The following is a 14,286-nucleotide window of genomic DNA, read 5'->3' on the forward strand; positions in this document are numbered from 1 at the left end:
AGGGTCGAAGTGTCGCACGGGTCCAGCGGATGCTGGACGCCTGTGCAGAACTCGTCGACGAGGTGGGGTACGAGGGTCTGACCACGACCCTGCTCGCCGAGCGTGCCGAGGTGGCGATCGGGTCGGTCTACCAGTTCTTCCCGGACAAGCGGGCGATCGTGCAGGCGCTGACCCTGCGCACGATGGAGTCCTACCTCCAGCGGCTCGACGAGCGGTTCGCCTCCGACGACCTGACCCACTGGTGGGACGGGGTCGACGCGGGCATCGACGAGTACATCACGATGCACCGCACCGTTCCGGGCTTCCGTACCCTGCACTTCGGCGACGTGGTCGACCTGCACCTGCTCGACGAGCAGCGGGACAACAACGGCGTGATCGCGGACCAGTTGGCCCGCGTACTCGCCGAGCGCTTCGGGCTCGACGTCCCCGACCTCCGGTTCCACCTGGAGATCGCCGTGGAGGCGGCCGACGCGCTGATCAAGTTGGCGTTCCGCCGGCTGCCCGAGGGCGACGACCGGGTCCTGGTCGAGGCGAAGGCGCTGATCCGGGAGTACCTGCACCGCCAGGTCGACGCCCCGGCCGAGGCCAACCAGTCCGGCTGACCGGGGCCGCGCCGGTACCCGGACCGGGCGAGGCCGGCCCGGGGTGCGCCGGGCGCGTGGATCAGAGGAAGGCGTGGCCCTCGCCCCGGTAGGTGGGCACGGTGGCCACGACCGCGTCCCCCTCGACCAGGTGCAACTCCTTGACGTGCTCGCACAGCTCGCCGGCCTTCGCGTGCCGGAACCAGACCCGGTCGCCGACCCGCAGCGCGCCGGCCGCCGCGCCGGCCAGCGGGGTCTGCACCTCGCCGGCCCCCTCCGTGCCGATCAGCTCGAGGCCCGCCGGCAGCCACGGCCGGGGCAACCGGCTGTCCTCGGCCGGGCCGGAGGCGATCCAGCCGCCGCCGAGCACGGTGGCCAGGCCGGGCCCCGGGCGGCGGACCACCGCGCAGGCGAAGGCCGCCGCCGGGGTGGGGCGCCAGGCGCGGTACGCGTCGAACAGCGTCGGCCCGTACAGGCCCGATCCCGCGGTGACCTCGGTGACCGCGGGGTCGGCGCTGGTCGCGGCCACGCTGCCGGTGCCGCCGCCGTTGACGAACTCCAGGTCGGCGTGTTCGCGCACGGCGGTCACCGCCGCGCCCCGGCGGGCCAGCAACTCGCGGTACGACCGGCGCTGGGCCAGCCGGATCGCGGAGCCGAGCACCGCCCGCCCGGGCGGCGCGTCGCCGAGGCCGGCGATCTGTGCCTCGTACGCCATCAGCCCGACCAGCCGGAAGCCCGCCCGGCCCGCGACGGTGGCGGCGAGCGTGCCGGCGGCCCGGGCGCTGTGCACCGGCGAACGGCGCACCCCAACGTGCACCCGCCCGCCCAGCGGTCGCCAGGAGGCGTCCAGGTCGAGGCAGACCCGCAGCTCAGGGCGGCGCCCGGGCGGGCACACGGCGTCGACGAGGTCGAGCTGGTCGGTGCCGTCGATCATCAGCGTGACGGCTGCGGCGAGCGCCGGGTCGGCGGCGAGCGCGGCGAGCGCCCCCCGGTCGGCCGTGGGGTACGCCACCAGCGCGTCGTCGGTCACGCCGGCGCGGACCAGCCAGAGCGCCTCGGGCAGGGTGAAGGCCATCACGCCCCGCCAGCCGGGACGCCCCAGCGCCCGGCCGATCAGGTCCCGGGCGCGGACGGACTTGCTGGCGATCCGGACCGGCTTGCCGGCGGCCCGTTCTGCCAGCGCGGCGGCGTTGCCGTCGAAGGCCGCGAGGTCGACGACGGCGTACGGCGGGTCGAGGTGCGCGGTCGCCCGGTCGAGGCGGTCACGAAGTTTGTCGCTTTCGATGGCCACGTGTGCACGCTAACTGTCTGGGAGGCAATGCGAAATACCCTCGCGTCTGTCCGGGCTGCGGGCGGTGGCCGCGGCGGCCTAGGCTCGGCGAACAGGAGAATGTCGCGGCGGGGTGGGTCCCCGCCGGGTCTAGAGTGTTCCACCGGGACTGCCCAGTGATGGGCCGGCACGTGGAGGTACGGCCATCGAAAGCCAGTTCAACGGCGAGTCGCCCGGCGTGTCGTCGTCCTCGACCAAGCCCGGCGGCGCCGAGAAGCCCGGCCCGGACCACTCCGGCTACGCCGCCATCCGCTCGGTGCTGCGGATCACCCCGTTCCGCCGGCTCTGGATCGTGCTCGGCGCGGCCTCCTTCGGCGACTGGTTCGGCCTGCTCGCCACCAGCGTCTTCGCCGCCTCCCAGGTCCAGGGCAGCACCGCCCAGGGCGCCGCGTTCGGTGGCGTGATCGCCATCCGGCTGCTGCCGGCGCTGGTGCTCGGCCCGGTCGCCGGCGTGTTCGCCGACCGGTTCGACAGGCGCTGGACCATGGTCATCTGCGACGTGCTGCGCTTCCTGCTCTTCGCCTCGATCCCGCTGGTCGCGCTGCTCGGGGCGAGCGGGCCGGTCGTGGTCGGCTGGGCGGCGATCGCCACCTTCCTGATCGAGTCGATCACGCTGCTGTGGATCCCGGCCAAGGAGGCCGCGGTCCCCAACCTGATCCCGCGCGCCCGGCTGGAGGCCGCCAACCAGCTCACGCTGATCACCACGTACGGCCTCACCCCCATCCTCGCCGCGCTGATCCTCGCCGCGCTCGACGGCATCGTGCGGGGAGCCACCGGGGGCTCGACGCCGGACTGGGCCGCGCCGGCCGACCTGGCGCTCTGGTTCAACGCGTTCTCCCGGCTGGCCACCGCGCTGGTGGTGGCGTACGGCATCAAGGAGATCAGCCAGGGGCAGTCCGCCGAGACGGACCGCACCGAGCAGAGCATGATGCGCCAGTTCAAGGAGGGCTGGCGCTACATCGGGCAGACCCCGCTCGTCCGCGGCCTGGTGCTCGGCATCTTCGGCGCGTTCGCCGGCGGCGGCATCGTGATCGGCACCGCCAAGTTCTTCGCCACCTCGCTCGGCGCCGGTGACGCCGCCTTCTACCTGCTCTTCGGCGCCATCTTCGTCGGCCTCGCGCTCGGCATCGGGCTCGGCCCGATGATCGTCAAGGAGATGTCCCGGCGGCGCTGGTTCGGCATGAGCATCGTGCTGGCCAGCGCCTCGGTGATGGCCCTGGCCTTCGCCATCCACCTCTCCATGGCGATGGTCGGCGCGGTCCTGGTCGGCGCGGGCGCCGGAATGGCGTTCCTCTCCGGCACCACCCTGCTCGGCGGGGAGATCGCCGACGAGGTGCGCGGCCGGGTCTTCGCGGTGGTGCAGATCGGCACCCGGCTGGTGCTGATCCTCGCGATCGGCCTCAGCAGCCTGCTCGCCGGCGTCGGCGGCTCGCGCCGGCTGGAGTTGGCCGACCTGGGCGTGTCGATCTCGTCCACCCGACTGCTGCTGCTCGCCGCCGGCGCCGCCGGCATCTTCGCCGGCATCAGCGCGTTCGGGCAGATGGACGACAAGAAGGGCGTTCCCGTCCTGGCCGACCTCTGGGGTTCGGTCCGGGGCCGCCCGCTGATGCCGGCCGAGCCGTTCGTCTCCGCCGGCCTCTTCGTGGTCTTCGAGGGCGGCGAGGGCGCCGGCAAGTCCACCCAGCTCGCCGCGCTCGCCGAGCGGCTGCGCGGGCAGGGGCGCGACGTGGTGGTGACCCGCGAGCCGGGGGCCACCGCCGTCGGCGAGCGGATCCGGTCGCTGCTGCTCGGCGCGCCCGGCTCCGACGTGCCGTCGCCGCGTGCCGAGGCGCTGCTCTACGCCGCCGACCGGGCGCACCACGTGGCCACCGTCGTCCGGCCGGCGCTCGTCCGGGGCGCGGTCGTGATCAGCGACCGGTACGTCGACTCGTCCCTGGCGTACCAGGGGGCGGGGCGGACGCTCCCCGTCGACGAGGTCTCCTGGCTCTCGTCGTGGGCCACCGGCGGGCTCAAGCCCGACCTGGTGGTGCTGCTGGACGTCGAACCGCACACCGGCCTGGCCCGGGTGGCGGCGCGCGCCGAGGCGGCCGACCACCTGGAGGCCGAGTCCGTCGCCTTCCACGAGCGGGTCCGCTACGCCTTCCTCGACCTCGCCGCCGCCGACCCGAAGCGCTACCTGGTGCTCGACGCGTCCCGCCCGGTCGAGGAGATCACCGGGCAGGTGGCCCGGCGGGTCGAGGAGATGTTCGGCGCCCCCGGCGGCATCGTGCACCCGCGTCCCGCGCACGGGCCGGACACCTCGGTGCAGCCGGAGTTATCCGAATCGGAGCTGGTACCGATGGAGCACCGGACCTGATGCCCGACGTCTTCGCCGACCTGGTCGGGCAGGACGAGGCGGTCGACACGCTGCGCCGGGCCGCCGCCGCGGCGGCCGCCGTGCTGCGCGCCGCCGCCTCGCCCACGACCGACGCCGCCGGGGACGGGTTCGACGCGCTCGCCGACGAGTCCGACGGCGGTCAGCCGGCGGCCGCCGTCGACGCGGGGGCGGGGATGACGCACGCCTGGATCTTCACCGGGCCGCCCGGGTCGGGCCGGTCGGTGGCGGCGCGGGCCTTCGCCGCCGCCCTCCAGTGCGCGTACGGCACCGGCTGCGGCGGGTGCCCCGGCTGCCACACCACGATGACCGGCACCCACGCCGACGTCCGGCTGGTGGTGCCGGAGGGGCTCTCCATCGGCGTCAACGAGATGCGGGCGCTGGTGCTGCGCGCCGCCAGCACGCCGTCGGGCGGGCGCTGGCAGGTGGTGATCATCGAGGACGCGGACCGGCTCACCGAGGCGGCCGGCAACGCGCTGCTCAAGGCCATCGAGGAGCCGCCCCCGCGGACGGTCTTCCTGCTCTGCGCCCCGTCGACCCACCCGGACGACATCTCGGTGACCATCCGGTCGCGCTGCCGGGTCGTACCGCTGGTGCAGCCCGCGCCGGAGGCGGTGGCCGAGGTGCTGGCCCGCCGCGACGGCGTCGCGCCCGACGTGGCGCGGTGGGCCGCGGCGGCGGCGCAGGGGCACGTGGGGCGGGCCCGTCGGCTGGCCCGCGACCCGGAGGCGCGCACGCGCCGGGAGGCGGTGCTCGCGGTGCCGCGCCGGCTGACCGGGGTGGGTGCCGCCTTCGACGCGGCGTCGGCGCTGATCGAGGCGGCCGAGGCGGAGGCCGAGGCGTCCGTCGCGGAGACCGCCGCGGCCGAGCGGGCGGCGCTGGAGACCGCGCTCGGCGCCGGTGGCACCGGGCGGGGGGCGGCCGGCGCGATGCGGGGAGCCGCCGGGCAGCTGAAGGACCTGGAGAAGCGGCAGAAGTCCCGGGCCACCCGGGCCCAGCGGGACGCGCTGGACCGGGCGCTGGTCGACCTGGCCGGCTTCTACCGCGACGCGCTCACCATGGCGCTGCGCGCCCCCGTGGCGCCGGTGCACACCGACACCGCCGCGCTGGCCGGGGCGGGCGCGCAGAAATGGGACGCCGAGGGGGCGCTGCGCCGCCTGGAAGCGGTGCTGGAGTGCCGGGCGGCGATCGAGGCGAACGTCAAGCCCCGGATCGCCGTCGAGGCGATGATGCTCTCGCTCTGGAAGGGCTGACCCCGCCGACCGGACCGCCCGGGCCGGGGCTGCGGCGGCCGACCCACCCCCGGAGTCCCGGCGGCCGGACCGGTTGTCCACAGGCATCGACAGGCGCAATTGCTGTGCGGTACGGTCCGGTGTGCCGCCGTGACGGCGGCGGCACGCACAGTGATTTTCCTGTTCCGGGAGGGGTCCGCCGATGCCGCGGGGGGAGATCGACGAGGCCTGGATCGAGGAGGCGGTGCGGCGCTACCGCCGGATCGAGTCCCTCCAGACCGAGTTCGACCAGGCGGTGTCGACCGTCGAAGTCACCGTGCGATCGCCCGACGGGCTGGTCGAGGTGGTGGTCACCGCCGGCGGGCGGATCACCGACGTGCGCTTCCTGGGCCCGCTGCACACCCGCAACCCCCGCGACGTCGCAAGCTCGGTGCAGGCGGCGGTCACCGCGGCGGCCGACGCCGCCCAGTGGGCCCGGGAGAAGCTGCACAACGAGACCTTTGCCGCCTACCGGCCGCTGGCGGGAGCCTGAGATGGAGAGCCTGCGCGCCCTCGCCGCCCGGCTCGACGAGGCGAGCGAGACCATGACCGCCGTGTCCCGCACGGTCACCGCCGGCGATCCGGCGCAGGCCGCGTTCGGCGTCGACGCCCCCGGCCGGCCCGGGGAGGTCGGGCGGGCCCTGCACCGGCAGTGGACCGCCGCCACCGGCGACCGGGCCCGGGAGGCGCACGTCGCCGCCCAGCGGCTGGCCGCCGCCGCGGCGGCGGTGCGGGCCGCCGCCGACCACTACGCGGACGTCGACCGCGCCGCGCGCCACCGGCTGACCGGGGAGGCGTGATGGACGCGCTGGACCGGCTCGCCGAGCCCGGCCTCGACCTGCTCCGCCGGGTCGACACGCTGCTCGCCGCAGGAGCCCCCGAGGGGCACCGCGTGTGGCCGCTGCTGCGCCGGATGCAGGTGCTTCCCGGCGAGGCCGTCCGCAACTTCCTCGACCTGCATCCGGCGCCGCTGGCCGCCGCCGGCCACACCGCGCGCCGCCTCATGCGGGGCTACGACGACGCGTGCGCCGCGCTGACCGACCCGGTGCTCTGGTCCGGTCCGGCCGCGTCGTCCTACGGGCAGGCCCGGGCGGCCCTGCTGCGCCACCTCGACGAGGGGCCGGAGAGCCTGGTCGGCCGGCTGGAGTCGACGGCCGGCTACGCCGACGCGCTCGCCGACTGGGTCGAGGGCAGCCGGCTCGCACTGGCCCGGGCGCTCGCCGACGTCCTCCGGTGTGCCGAGGCGGTGACAGTGGTCGCCGCGACGTCGACGCCGGGCGGCGCACCAGGGCACCGGGCTGCCCCGGGTCCGGGCGGGAGCGAGGCCGCCGAGATCGCCGCGCGGGTGCTGGCGGTGCTCAGCGTCGCCTACGACGGGGCCGAGACCCTGCTGCGCCAGTGGGCGCCGAGCCTCGCCGAGTCCCGCTGGCGGGCGCCGGTGGTCGACCGTCCCCGCTACGACACCCCCACCCGCGTCGGCTGGTGACGGACCCGGGTGCACGCGCGGTAGCCGGATGGCGACTGCCGGCCCGGCCGCTCCGGTCCGCGCGTCGTAGGGTGTGAGGCATGGGCATGCTCTGCGCGGTCAGCTTCCAGCGGTACGGGCGCCTCTACTACCTGGACCCGGGCGAGCTGCGTCCCCAGGTCGGCGACAAGGTGCTGGTGCCCACCGACGACGGGCCCGAGGTGGCCGAGTGCGTCTGGGCGGCGCAGTGGGTCACCGAGGAGACCGAGGGCTTCCCCCGGCTGGCCGGCCTGGCCGGCGAGGAGGACCTGCACCGCGACGAGACGGTGCGCCGCCGCAAGGCCGAGGCCAAGGTCGCGGCGAAGCGGCTGATCCGGGAGCACGCCCTGCCGATGAAGGTGGTGGCGATCGACCACGTGCTGGGAGCCGCCGAGGGTGGCGGCGAGCGGAGCACCATCTACTTCACGGCCCCGCACCGGGTGGACTTCCGCGCGCTGGTCCGGGACCTCGGCGCCACCCTGCACTGCCGGGTCGAGCTGCGGCAGCTCTCCGCCCGGGACTCGGCGCGGGTGCAGGGCGGCATCGGCTCCTGCGGCCGGGACCTCTGCTGTGCCACCTTCCTCACCGACTTCGAGCCGGTCACCATCCGGATGGCGAAGGACCAGGACCTGCCGCTCAACCCGCTGCGCATCTCCGGAGCGTGCGGCCGGCTGATGTGCTGCCTGAAGTACGAGCACCCGCTCTACCAGCGGTTCCAGGAGTCCGCCCCGGCGGTGGGCAGTCGGGTGACGACGCCCGAGGGCACGGGCCGGGTGGTGGGGCACAGCGTGCCGCGCGACGCGGTGACCGTACGCATGGACGCGGACGGCTCCCGGTGTTCCTGCTCGCGCGCTTCGGTCTGCGGGCCGCGGCAGGCCTACGAGAGCCGTGGCCAGTCGGTCGCGGAAGCCGAGGAGGGCTGACCGGCCCCGCCCGACAGCCTGACGCCCGCTCGACGTGAAAAGAGGGTCGCCCCCCGCGTCGGGAGACGCGGAGGGCGACCAGGGTGCGGGGGAGAGGCCTACCGGACGTCGGTGAGGCCGTAGGCGCGGTCGATGGTCTGCACGACGCGGTTGCCCGAGCGGTCCCATGCCTCGGTGCGTACGGAGACCGCCCCGGTGGTCTTCGCCAGCTTCGGGTGCACGACCAGCGCGTGGTAGCTGCCGCCGAGGCCCGGCACGACCACCGCCTGCTTCCAGGTGGCCCCGTCGTCGTACGACACCCAGGTACGCAGCCCGGCGATCCGGGGCGCGTTCGACGCGGCGTGCGGCGTGACCTCGAACCGGTACGCCCGCCCGGCCTGCGTGGTGTCGGTGAGCGACAGGTCGAAGTCGTGCTCGAGCTGGATCAACGGCTGCCAGTCGCACGTGCCCGTGCCGATGTTGATCTGCGCGGTGTAGCACTGCGCCGGCTCCCGTACCGTGCCGGTCGCGCCGGCCGAGCGGAACGTCCAGTCGGTGGCGATCCGCTTCGCCAGCGTCTGCCCGGAGAACCGGTCCTCGCGGACGGTCCGCAGCGTGTACTGGCCCGGCTCCGGAGACACCGTCCAGTGCAGGAAGTTGCCCCCGCGGCCCGGCGGCGGGTTCGGGGCGATCCGGACGCCGTCCCGTTCGAGCGTCGCCTGCACCCGCCGGGCCCCGGAGACGGAGCTGGTCAGGTCCGCCGCCGACGACGAGCGTTCGAGCAGGTAGATGGTGTCCCCGTCCCGGCACGACATGCAGGTGTGGGCCTGGGGCGGGTGGCTCGGCAGGGTGCCCAGCACGACGGGCGGCTGGTGGATCTTCTCCGTCCGTGTGAGCGGCCGGGTGAACGTCCCGACGTGGTCGCTGCCGCGGCTGGCGTCGTCGGCCCGGTTGATCACGGTGAAGTACCGCGCCCAGAGGACGTCCGGTCCGGTGACGTTGTAGTACTCGGTGCGGGCGATCGGCACGTCGTAGTCGTGCGCGGCGTTGGCGCTGAAGGTCTGCCCGGGGACGTAGGTGTGGCTGACCTCGTGCGCGTTCGTCTGGTACTGCGGCGACGGCACCTGGGCGTGCTGCTCGCTGCGCACCTGCACGAGGTCGCGGTGGCGGACGCTGTCGACCGGCTTCGCCGGCATCCGGTCGGCGGTGTGGTGCCGCAGCTTGTACTGGTACGGGCTGACGAGCTGCGCGTCGATGTCGACGTACGGGCGCTTCGCCCCGGCGATCACCTTCGCCACCTTCGCCCCCTGCGCGCCGTCGAGCCAGAGCAGCGGCAGCCGGGGCTTGACGATGTCGTACGGGGGGATCTGGGCGGGCAGGCCGATGTCGTCGCGGCCGACGAAGTACTGGAGCACGCCGGCCGCGCCGGCCTTCGCGGCCTGCTCGATCTCGTCGACGTACCAGCTGTTGGCGGGGCTGTCGAGCAGCACCAGCTTGCCCTTGACGTCGCGGCCGGCCAGCAGGTCGGCCCGGCTGGCGAGCTGGAGCCGCTGGTCGGTGGCGAACTTCGGCGCGAACTCGCTGTCGGTGAGGTAGGTCGGGTTCACCCGCAGCCGGCCGTTGCCGTGCACGGTGGTGGTGGCCTCCGGCGCGGCGCGGAGCTGCTCGAACCAGGTCCCGTACTTGCCGATGGTCGGCTTGGCCCGGCTCGGTACGACGTGCGTCCGCCAGCTGTAGGCGTGGCCCGGCCCGGTGTACCAGACGCTGGAGTAGGTCAGGCCGGACGCCGTGGAGAAGGTGCTGCCCATGGCGAGGTGCACCGCCTCGCTCGGCAGCGGCGTGTCGATCTTCTCGAGCTCCACCAGGTCGCGGGCGAGGTCGTACTCGAGGGTGGCGTCGCCGCTGATCGTGTACTGCGGGTTCTCCAGCCAGGCCTGGTGGCGGAACGCCTCGGTGTCGCCCCAGTAGGCGCCCCAGCAGCTCACGTGGTATTCGCCGTCCGGGACGTACCCGACACCCTGGATGACGTTCTGGCCCGGCACACCACCCATCATGACCAGGTAGGACGTGTCGTCGCGCAGGTTGCGGAAGTCGCAGGGGGCGTTGCCCATCGCGATGGGGTCGCCGGGCACGCCGACGATGCGGGTGGTGATCGTGCGCATCGGCGGTTGCCGGACCAGCCCGACCGCGAGGGTCAGCCGGGTCCCGGTGGCCTCGTCGGTGGCCACGAGCGAACCGGTGTAGCTGCCGATCTCCAACTCGGCGGCGTCGAGCGAGACGGTGACCTGCCCGGTGCCGCCGGCCGGCACGGTGACCGTGGCGGGGGTGGTCAGGGCGGCGCTGGCGTCGCCACCGGAGATCCGGCGCAGGGCCGGGGTCAGGGTGAGGGTGACCGGCTGCGCGGTGGGGTTGTGGTAGCTGACCTGCCGGTCGAGCCGGGGCTCGGTGTTCGGGGAGACGGTGCCGAAGTCGACGTTGACGGTGCCGGTGGTGACCTGCTGACGCACCGCGCGGGCCAGGTCGAGCCGGCCGGCGCCCTGCTCGTAGGCGGTGTGGCCGGTGTCCTTGCTGGTGCCGATCAGCGTCGGCTTGAGCTGGGCGGCGGTCCAGTCCGGGTGCTGCTGGGCCAGCACGGCCGCCGCGCCCGCCACGTGCGGGGTGGCCATCGAGGTGCCGTTCGCCGAGGTGTACCGGTCGTCGACCGGGGTGCCCATCGAGGTGCCGGCGGCGCGGGCCGCGACGATCCCCACGCCGGGCGCCGAGATGTCCGGCTTGATCGCCCGGTCACCGACCCGGGGGCCCCGGCTGGAGAAGTCGGCGAGCTGGTCGGTCTTGGAGGTCGCGCCCACGGTCAGCGCCGCGTCGGCGGCGCCCGGGGCGCCGACCGTGTTCTCCCGGCCGGAGTTGCCCGCGGCGATGACGAACAGGGTGCCCGTCTCGGCGGTCAACCGGTTCACCGCCTGGCTCGCCGGGTCGGTGCCGTCGGTGGGCTCGCCGCCGAGGCTCATGCTGACGACCTTCGCGCCGCTGGTGGCGGCCCACTCCATCGCGTCGATGATCCACGACATGTCGCCGTTGCCGCCGTCGTTGAGCACCTTCGCGACGAGCAGGTCCGCGCCGGGAGCCACGCCCTTGCGCGTGCCGCCCGAGCCGGCGCCCGAGCCGGCGATGGTGGCCGCGACGTGGGTGCCGTGGCCGTGCCCGTCCGTCACCGACTCGACGCCCGGCACGAAGCTCTTCGAGCCCACGACCTTGCCCCGCACATCCGGGTGGTCGGCGTCGATGCCGGTGTCGAGCACCGCCACCTTCACCCCACTGCCGTCGAGCCCGGCGGCCCACGCCTGCGGCGCGCCGATCAGGGGCACGCTCTCGGCGAGGTCGACCTTGACCTTCTGGTCCAGCCACACCTTGCCGACCCCGGAGGCCAGCGACGGTCCGGTGCTCCTCGCCGCCGGTCCACGGGCAGCGGCGGCCCGGTCGGCGCCGCCGGTCAGCGCGGTCCAGAAGTCAGCGACGCGGGCCTTGTCCACGGACAACCCGGCGCCGGCCACGCTGGGCAGGTCGCGTCGCACGGTGGCGCCGGGCAGCGCCACCGGGGCGGCCGCCCGCGCCCTCGTGCCCGTGCCGTAGCTCACGATCACCGGCATCGACTGGGCGGCGTCGTCGCCGTAGCCGTTGCGGGCCAGGTACCGCACGTCGAACAGTTCCTGGTCCAGCAGGCCCCTGGCCACCAGATCCTGCGCGGACTGGGGGATGACATAGACCCCGGTCGGGTCCGAGTAGGACCGGAACGCGTCCGTCGCGGCGGGGCCGTCGGGCGAGCTGATCACCGTGGCGCTGCTCCGGCCGTCCGCCCCTTCCGCGTACCGCACCCGGTGGCCGGTGATCAGGGTGACGGTCGCCTCGAGGGCATCGCCGGTCGCGGTGGTCACGGTGGCCGTGGCGGTCGGGTTCGGCCCCGGCTCGCCCACCGTCGGGGCGGCGGTCACGGGTGCCGGGACGCCGACGGTGGCGGCGGCCACCGCGACGGCGAGGCCGCAGGCGACCCCGCCACGCCGTGATCGCCGTGGGATCAGGCTCGACATGGATATTCCTCTCCGAGGGGGTGTACGCAGGGGGAACGGATGCGTCCCGTGGAGCTTCGCAGCGGGTCCGGCGTCACGGAAGCTGTCCGTCTGCCTGGTTCACGCCACTGGCGTGAATGGGGCACCCTCTGAAGGGGATCCGCGTCTTCGCAGGTGACGGTGGGTACGGATCGGATCACTCGGCCAGACGAACAGCCGCACGACCCTTGTCGCCACCGCCGGCCGGGGGCAGCATGACCGGATGCGGGATGATCGACGGCCGTTCCCCGACCTCGGCCTGTCTCCCGGGCAGCAGGCCCTCTACGAGTCGCTGGTCGCCAGCGCGGACCCGGTGTCACCCGACATCGCGGGAACCGCCGACTTCGCGCGCCTGGCCGAGCTGGGCCTGGCCACGCGGCTGCCCGGTCAGCCTCCCCGATGGACGGCGGTGGCACCCGACGTCGCGCTGGGCTCCCTGCTGACCGAGCGCCGGGAGTCCCTGCGGGAACTGCGCCAGCGGGTGACCCGGATGGCCGACCGGTTCCAGCGGGCCGCGACCGCCGAACACTCGGAACTGGTCGAGGTGCTGCACGGGCGCGACGCCATCCACGCCGCCTTCCAGGAGCTCAGAGGCAGCGCCGAGCGGGAGTTGCTGATCTTCGACGCGCCGCCGTACCTGAACGCGTTCGCGGTGCCCGCCGAGGAGGCGGAGCGCCGGGAGGTGCGGATGCGCACCATCTACGACCGGGAGGGCGTGGCCATTCCGGGGCGGCTCGCCAAGCTCGCCCGCTTCGTCTCGGCGGGTGAGCAGGCCCGGGTCGCGGACGTCCCGATGAAGTTGATGCTCTGCGACCGGCGGGTCGGCCTCGTGCCGCTGCGACCGGACCTCGCGCTGGAGACCTGCCTGCTGGTCCGCGACTCCGTCCTGCTGTCGGCGCTGCTGGCCCTCTTCGAGAGCTTCTGGGAACGGGCCGTGCCGCTGGACGTGGGGGTGCGGCAGCGGGTCGAGTCGGACCCGGACGCGCCGTCGGACCTCGAACGCGACCTGCTCGCCCTGCTGGTCGCCGGACTGACCGAACAGGACGTCGCCGAGCACCTCGGCTGCCACCCGCGTACCGTCCGCCGGCACATGAACCGGCTGTTCGCCCGGCTCGACGCGGTGACCCGGTTCCAGGCCGGCTACCAGGCCGTCCAGCGCGGCTGGCTGACCGCCGAGGACCGGGAGGAGCTGTGTACGAACTGATCGGCGACGCCGAGGAGACGGCCTACGATCTGCTGCTCGAACGCCCCGGCACCACCCTCGCCGAACTCGCCGCGATGTGGTCGGGGCCGGGCCGGCTGTCCGACGCGCTCGCCCGGCTGGAGGCCGCCGGCCTGGTCGGCGTCAACGCCGGAAACCCGCCCCGCTACACCGCGTCCGCCACCGACGTCGTCGCCGGGCTCCTTTCGGAGCGCGAGGCGTCCCTGGACCGGACGCACGACCACGTCCTGCGGCTCACGGAGGCGTACCGGGAGGCCCGCGCCGACGTCGACCCGCACGTCGTCGAGGTGGTCCGGGGCCGCCGCGCGATGGAGCAGGCGGTCAACCAGGTGCAGCGCAGCGCCCGACGGGAGCTGTGCTGCTTCGACAAGCCGCCGTACCTCCACCTGGAGAGCACGGCCGCGACCGACCGGGAGCTGCTCGCCGCCGGAGTGCAGAGCCGCTGCATCTACGACCGGGCGGCCGTGGAGGAGAGCGGTGGCCTGCCCACGATCGAGGAGCTGATCCGGGTCGGGCAGCAGGCCCGTGTCCTGCCCGACCTGCCGATGAAGATGTACATCGCCGATGGTCAGCGGGCGATCCTGCCCATGCAGCCCGGCCCGATCGGGCAGGAGAGCGCCATCATCGTCCACCCGTCGGCGCTGCTCGACGCGCTGCGTACGCTGTTCGACAGCCTCTGGCACCGGGCGGTGCCCCTGCACCTGCCCGCCCACCGCGGTGGCGGCGAAAGCCGGAACCGCACCACGGAGATCGACGACGGGCGGCTGGTGGTGCTGCTGCTCTCCGGGCTGACCGACGAGGCGATCGCCCGCCAGATCGGCGTCGGGTACCGCACCGTGCAACGGCGTATCGCCACCCTGATGAGCGACCTGGGCGCGCGCACCCGGTTCCAGGCCGGCGTCCAGGCGGCGTTCCGCCAGCTGTCCTCCCGCCCCGCGGGTGGCGGCAGGCCACCGCTGCCCGACTAGCGGCCGGCACCCCGGCCGCCGGCCGGTGCGG

The 14,286-nt window shown here is 74.5% G+C and carries 11 protein-coding genes; 9 read left to right on the forward strand and 2 right to left on the reverse strand.

The features are described from left to right. The first annotated feature begins 29 nt into the window (after nt 1-29). Nucleotides 30-602: a TetR/AcrR family transcriptional regulator gene (locus tag AC0OO9_RS16860; RefSeq protein WP_132232438.1), complete on the forward strand. Its 573-nt coding sequence runs from the start codon at nt 30-32 to the stop codon at nt 600-602. 61 nt (nt 603-663) lie between these two features. Here AC0OO9_RS16860 and AC0OO9_RS16865 read toward each other — a convergent pair whose 3' ends face one another. Further along, nucleotides 664-1,872 (reverse strand): amino acid deaminase/aldolase, encoded by a 1,209-nt coding sequence (locus AC0OO9_RS16865; protein WP_484511068.1) that lies wholly within the window; start codon nt 1,870-1,872, stop codon nt 664-666. 331 nt (nt 1,873-2,203) lie between these two features. Here AC0OO9_RS16865 and tmk point away from each other — a divergent pair, with 331 nt between their 5' ends. The 6 genes from tmk (at nt 2,204) to AC0OO9_RS16895 (ending at nt 7,983) form a co-directional block, all read left to right on the forward strand. Next, on the forward strand, nt 2,204-4,267 hold the full coding sequence (tmk, locus tag AC0OO9_RS16870; protein WP_484517971.1) for a dTMP kinase: 2,064 nt from the start codon (nt 2,204-2,206) through the stop codon (nt 4,265-4,267). Beyond that, entirely contained in the window at nt 4,267-5,538 is a 1,272-nt protein-coding gene (locus AC0OO9_RS16875; protein ID WP_484511069.1) for a DNA polymerase III subunit delta', read from the forward strand. Before tmk ends, AC0OO9_RS16875 begins: the two co-directional genes overlap by 1 nt. 181 nt (nt 5,539-5,719) lie before the next feature. Further along, nucleotides 5,720-6,049: a YbaB/EbfC family nucleoid-associated protein gene (locus tag AC0OO9_RS16880; protein ID WP_132232040.1), complete on the forward strand. Its 330-nt coding sequence runs from the start codon at nt 5,720-5,722 to the stop codon at nt 6,047-6,049. A 1-nt stretch (nt 6,050) separates the two neighbouring features. Then, nucleotides 6,051-6,356: a hypothetical protein gene (locus tag AC0OO9_RS16885; RefSeq protein WP_484511070.1), complete on the forward strand. Its 306-nt coding sequence runs from the start codon at nt 6,051-6,053 to the stop codon at nt 6,354-6,356. Then, complete coding sequence (locus tag AC0OO9_RS16890; protein WP_484511071.1) at nt 6,356-7,042, forward strand: hypothetical protein; 687 nt, start codon at nt 6,356-6,358, stop codon at nt 7,040-7,042. The genes AC0OO9_RS16885 and AC0OO9_RS16890 overlap by 1 nt, the downstream gene beginning before the upstream one ends. An 80-nt stretch (nt 7,043-7,122) precedes the next feature. Further along, the gene (locus AC0OO9_RS16895) at nt 7,123-7,983 is read left to right on the forward strand and encodes a PSP1 domain-containing protein (protein WP_484511072.1); all 861 of its coding nucleotides are present in this window, start codon (nt 7,123-7,125) and stop codon (nt 7,981-7,983) included. A gap of 98 nt (nt 7,984-8,081) precedes the next feature. Here AC0OO9_RS16895 and AC0OO9_RS16900 read toward each other — a convergent pair whose 3' ends face one another. Then, nucleotides 8,082-12,047, reverse strand: a complete 3,966-nt coding sequence (locus AC0OO9_RS16900; protein ID WP_484511073.1) for a S8 family peptidase — start codon at nt 12,045-12,047, stop codon at nt 8,082-8,084. Between the two features lie 241 nt (nt 12,048-12,288). Here AC0OO9_RS16900 and AC0OO9_RS16905 point away from each other — a divergent pair, with 241 nt between their 5' ends. Both AC0OO9_RS16905 and AC0OO9_RS16910 read left to right on the forward strand, forming a co-directional pair. After that, complete coding sequence (locus AC0OO9_RS16905) at nt 12,289-13,269, forward strand: LuxR C-terminal-related transcriptional regulator (protein ID WP_484511074.1); 981 nt, start codon at nt 12,289-12,291, stop codon at nt 13,267-13,269. Beyond that, on the forward strand, nt 13,257-14,255 hold the full coding sequence (locus AC0OO9_RS16910) for a hypothetical protein (RefSeq protein ID WP_484511075.1): 999 nt from the start codon (nt 13,257-13,259) through the stop codon (nt 14,253-14,255). The genes AC0OO9_RS16905 and AC0OO9_RS16910 overlap by 13 nt, the downstream gene beginning before the upstream one ends. Nucleotides 14,256-14,286 lie beyond the last annotated feature (31 nt).

The organism is Micromonospora sp. USAFONa4 (genome assembly GCF_057197825.1).

What these genes read in the sequence shown, in the direction of transcription:
- AC0OO9_RS16905 (WP_484511074.1), top strand. Translation starts at nt 12,289, where the DNA reads ATGCGGGATGATCGACGGCCGTTCCCCGACCTCGGCCTGTCTCCCGGG.
- AC0OO9_RS16890 (WP_484511071.1), top strand. Translation starts at nt 6,356, where the DNA reads ATGGACGCGCTGGACCGGCTCGCCGAGCCCGGCCTCGACCTGCTCCGC.
- AC0OO9_RS16895 (WP_484511072.1), top strand. Translation starts at nt 7,123, where the DNA reads ATGGGCATGCTCTGCGCGGTCAGCTTCCAGCGGTACGGGCGCCTCTAC.
- AC0OO9_RS16880 (WP_132232040.1), top strand. Translation starts at nt 5,720, where the DNA reads ATGCCGCGGGGGGAGATCGACGAGGCCTGGATCGAGGAGGCGGTGCGG.
- AC0OO9_RS16885 (WP_484511070.1), top strand. Translation starts at nt 6,051, where the DNA reads ATGGAGAGCCTGCGCGCCCTCGCCGCCCGGCTCGACGAGGCGAGCGAG.
- AC0OO9_RS16900 (WP_484511073.1), bottom strand. Translation starts at nt 12,047, where the DNA reads ATGTCGAGCCTGATCCCACGGCGATCACGGCGTGGCGGGGTCGCCTGC.
- AC0OO9_RS16875 (WP_484511069.1), top strand. Translation starts at nt 4,267, where the DNA reads ATGCCCGACGTCTTCGCCGACCTGGTCGGGCAGGACGAGGCGGTCGAC.
- AC0OO9_RS16860 (WP_132232438.1), top strand. Translation starts at nt 30, where the DNA reads ATGCTGGACGCCTGTGCAGAACTCGTCGACGAGGTGGGGTACGAGGGT.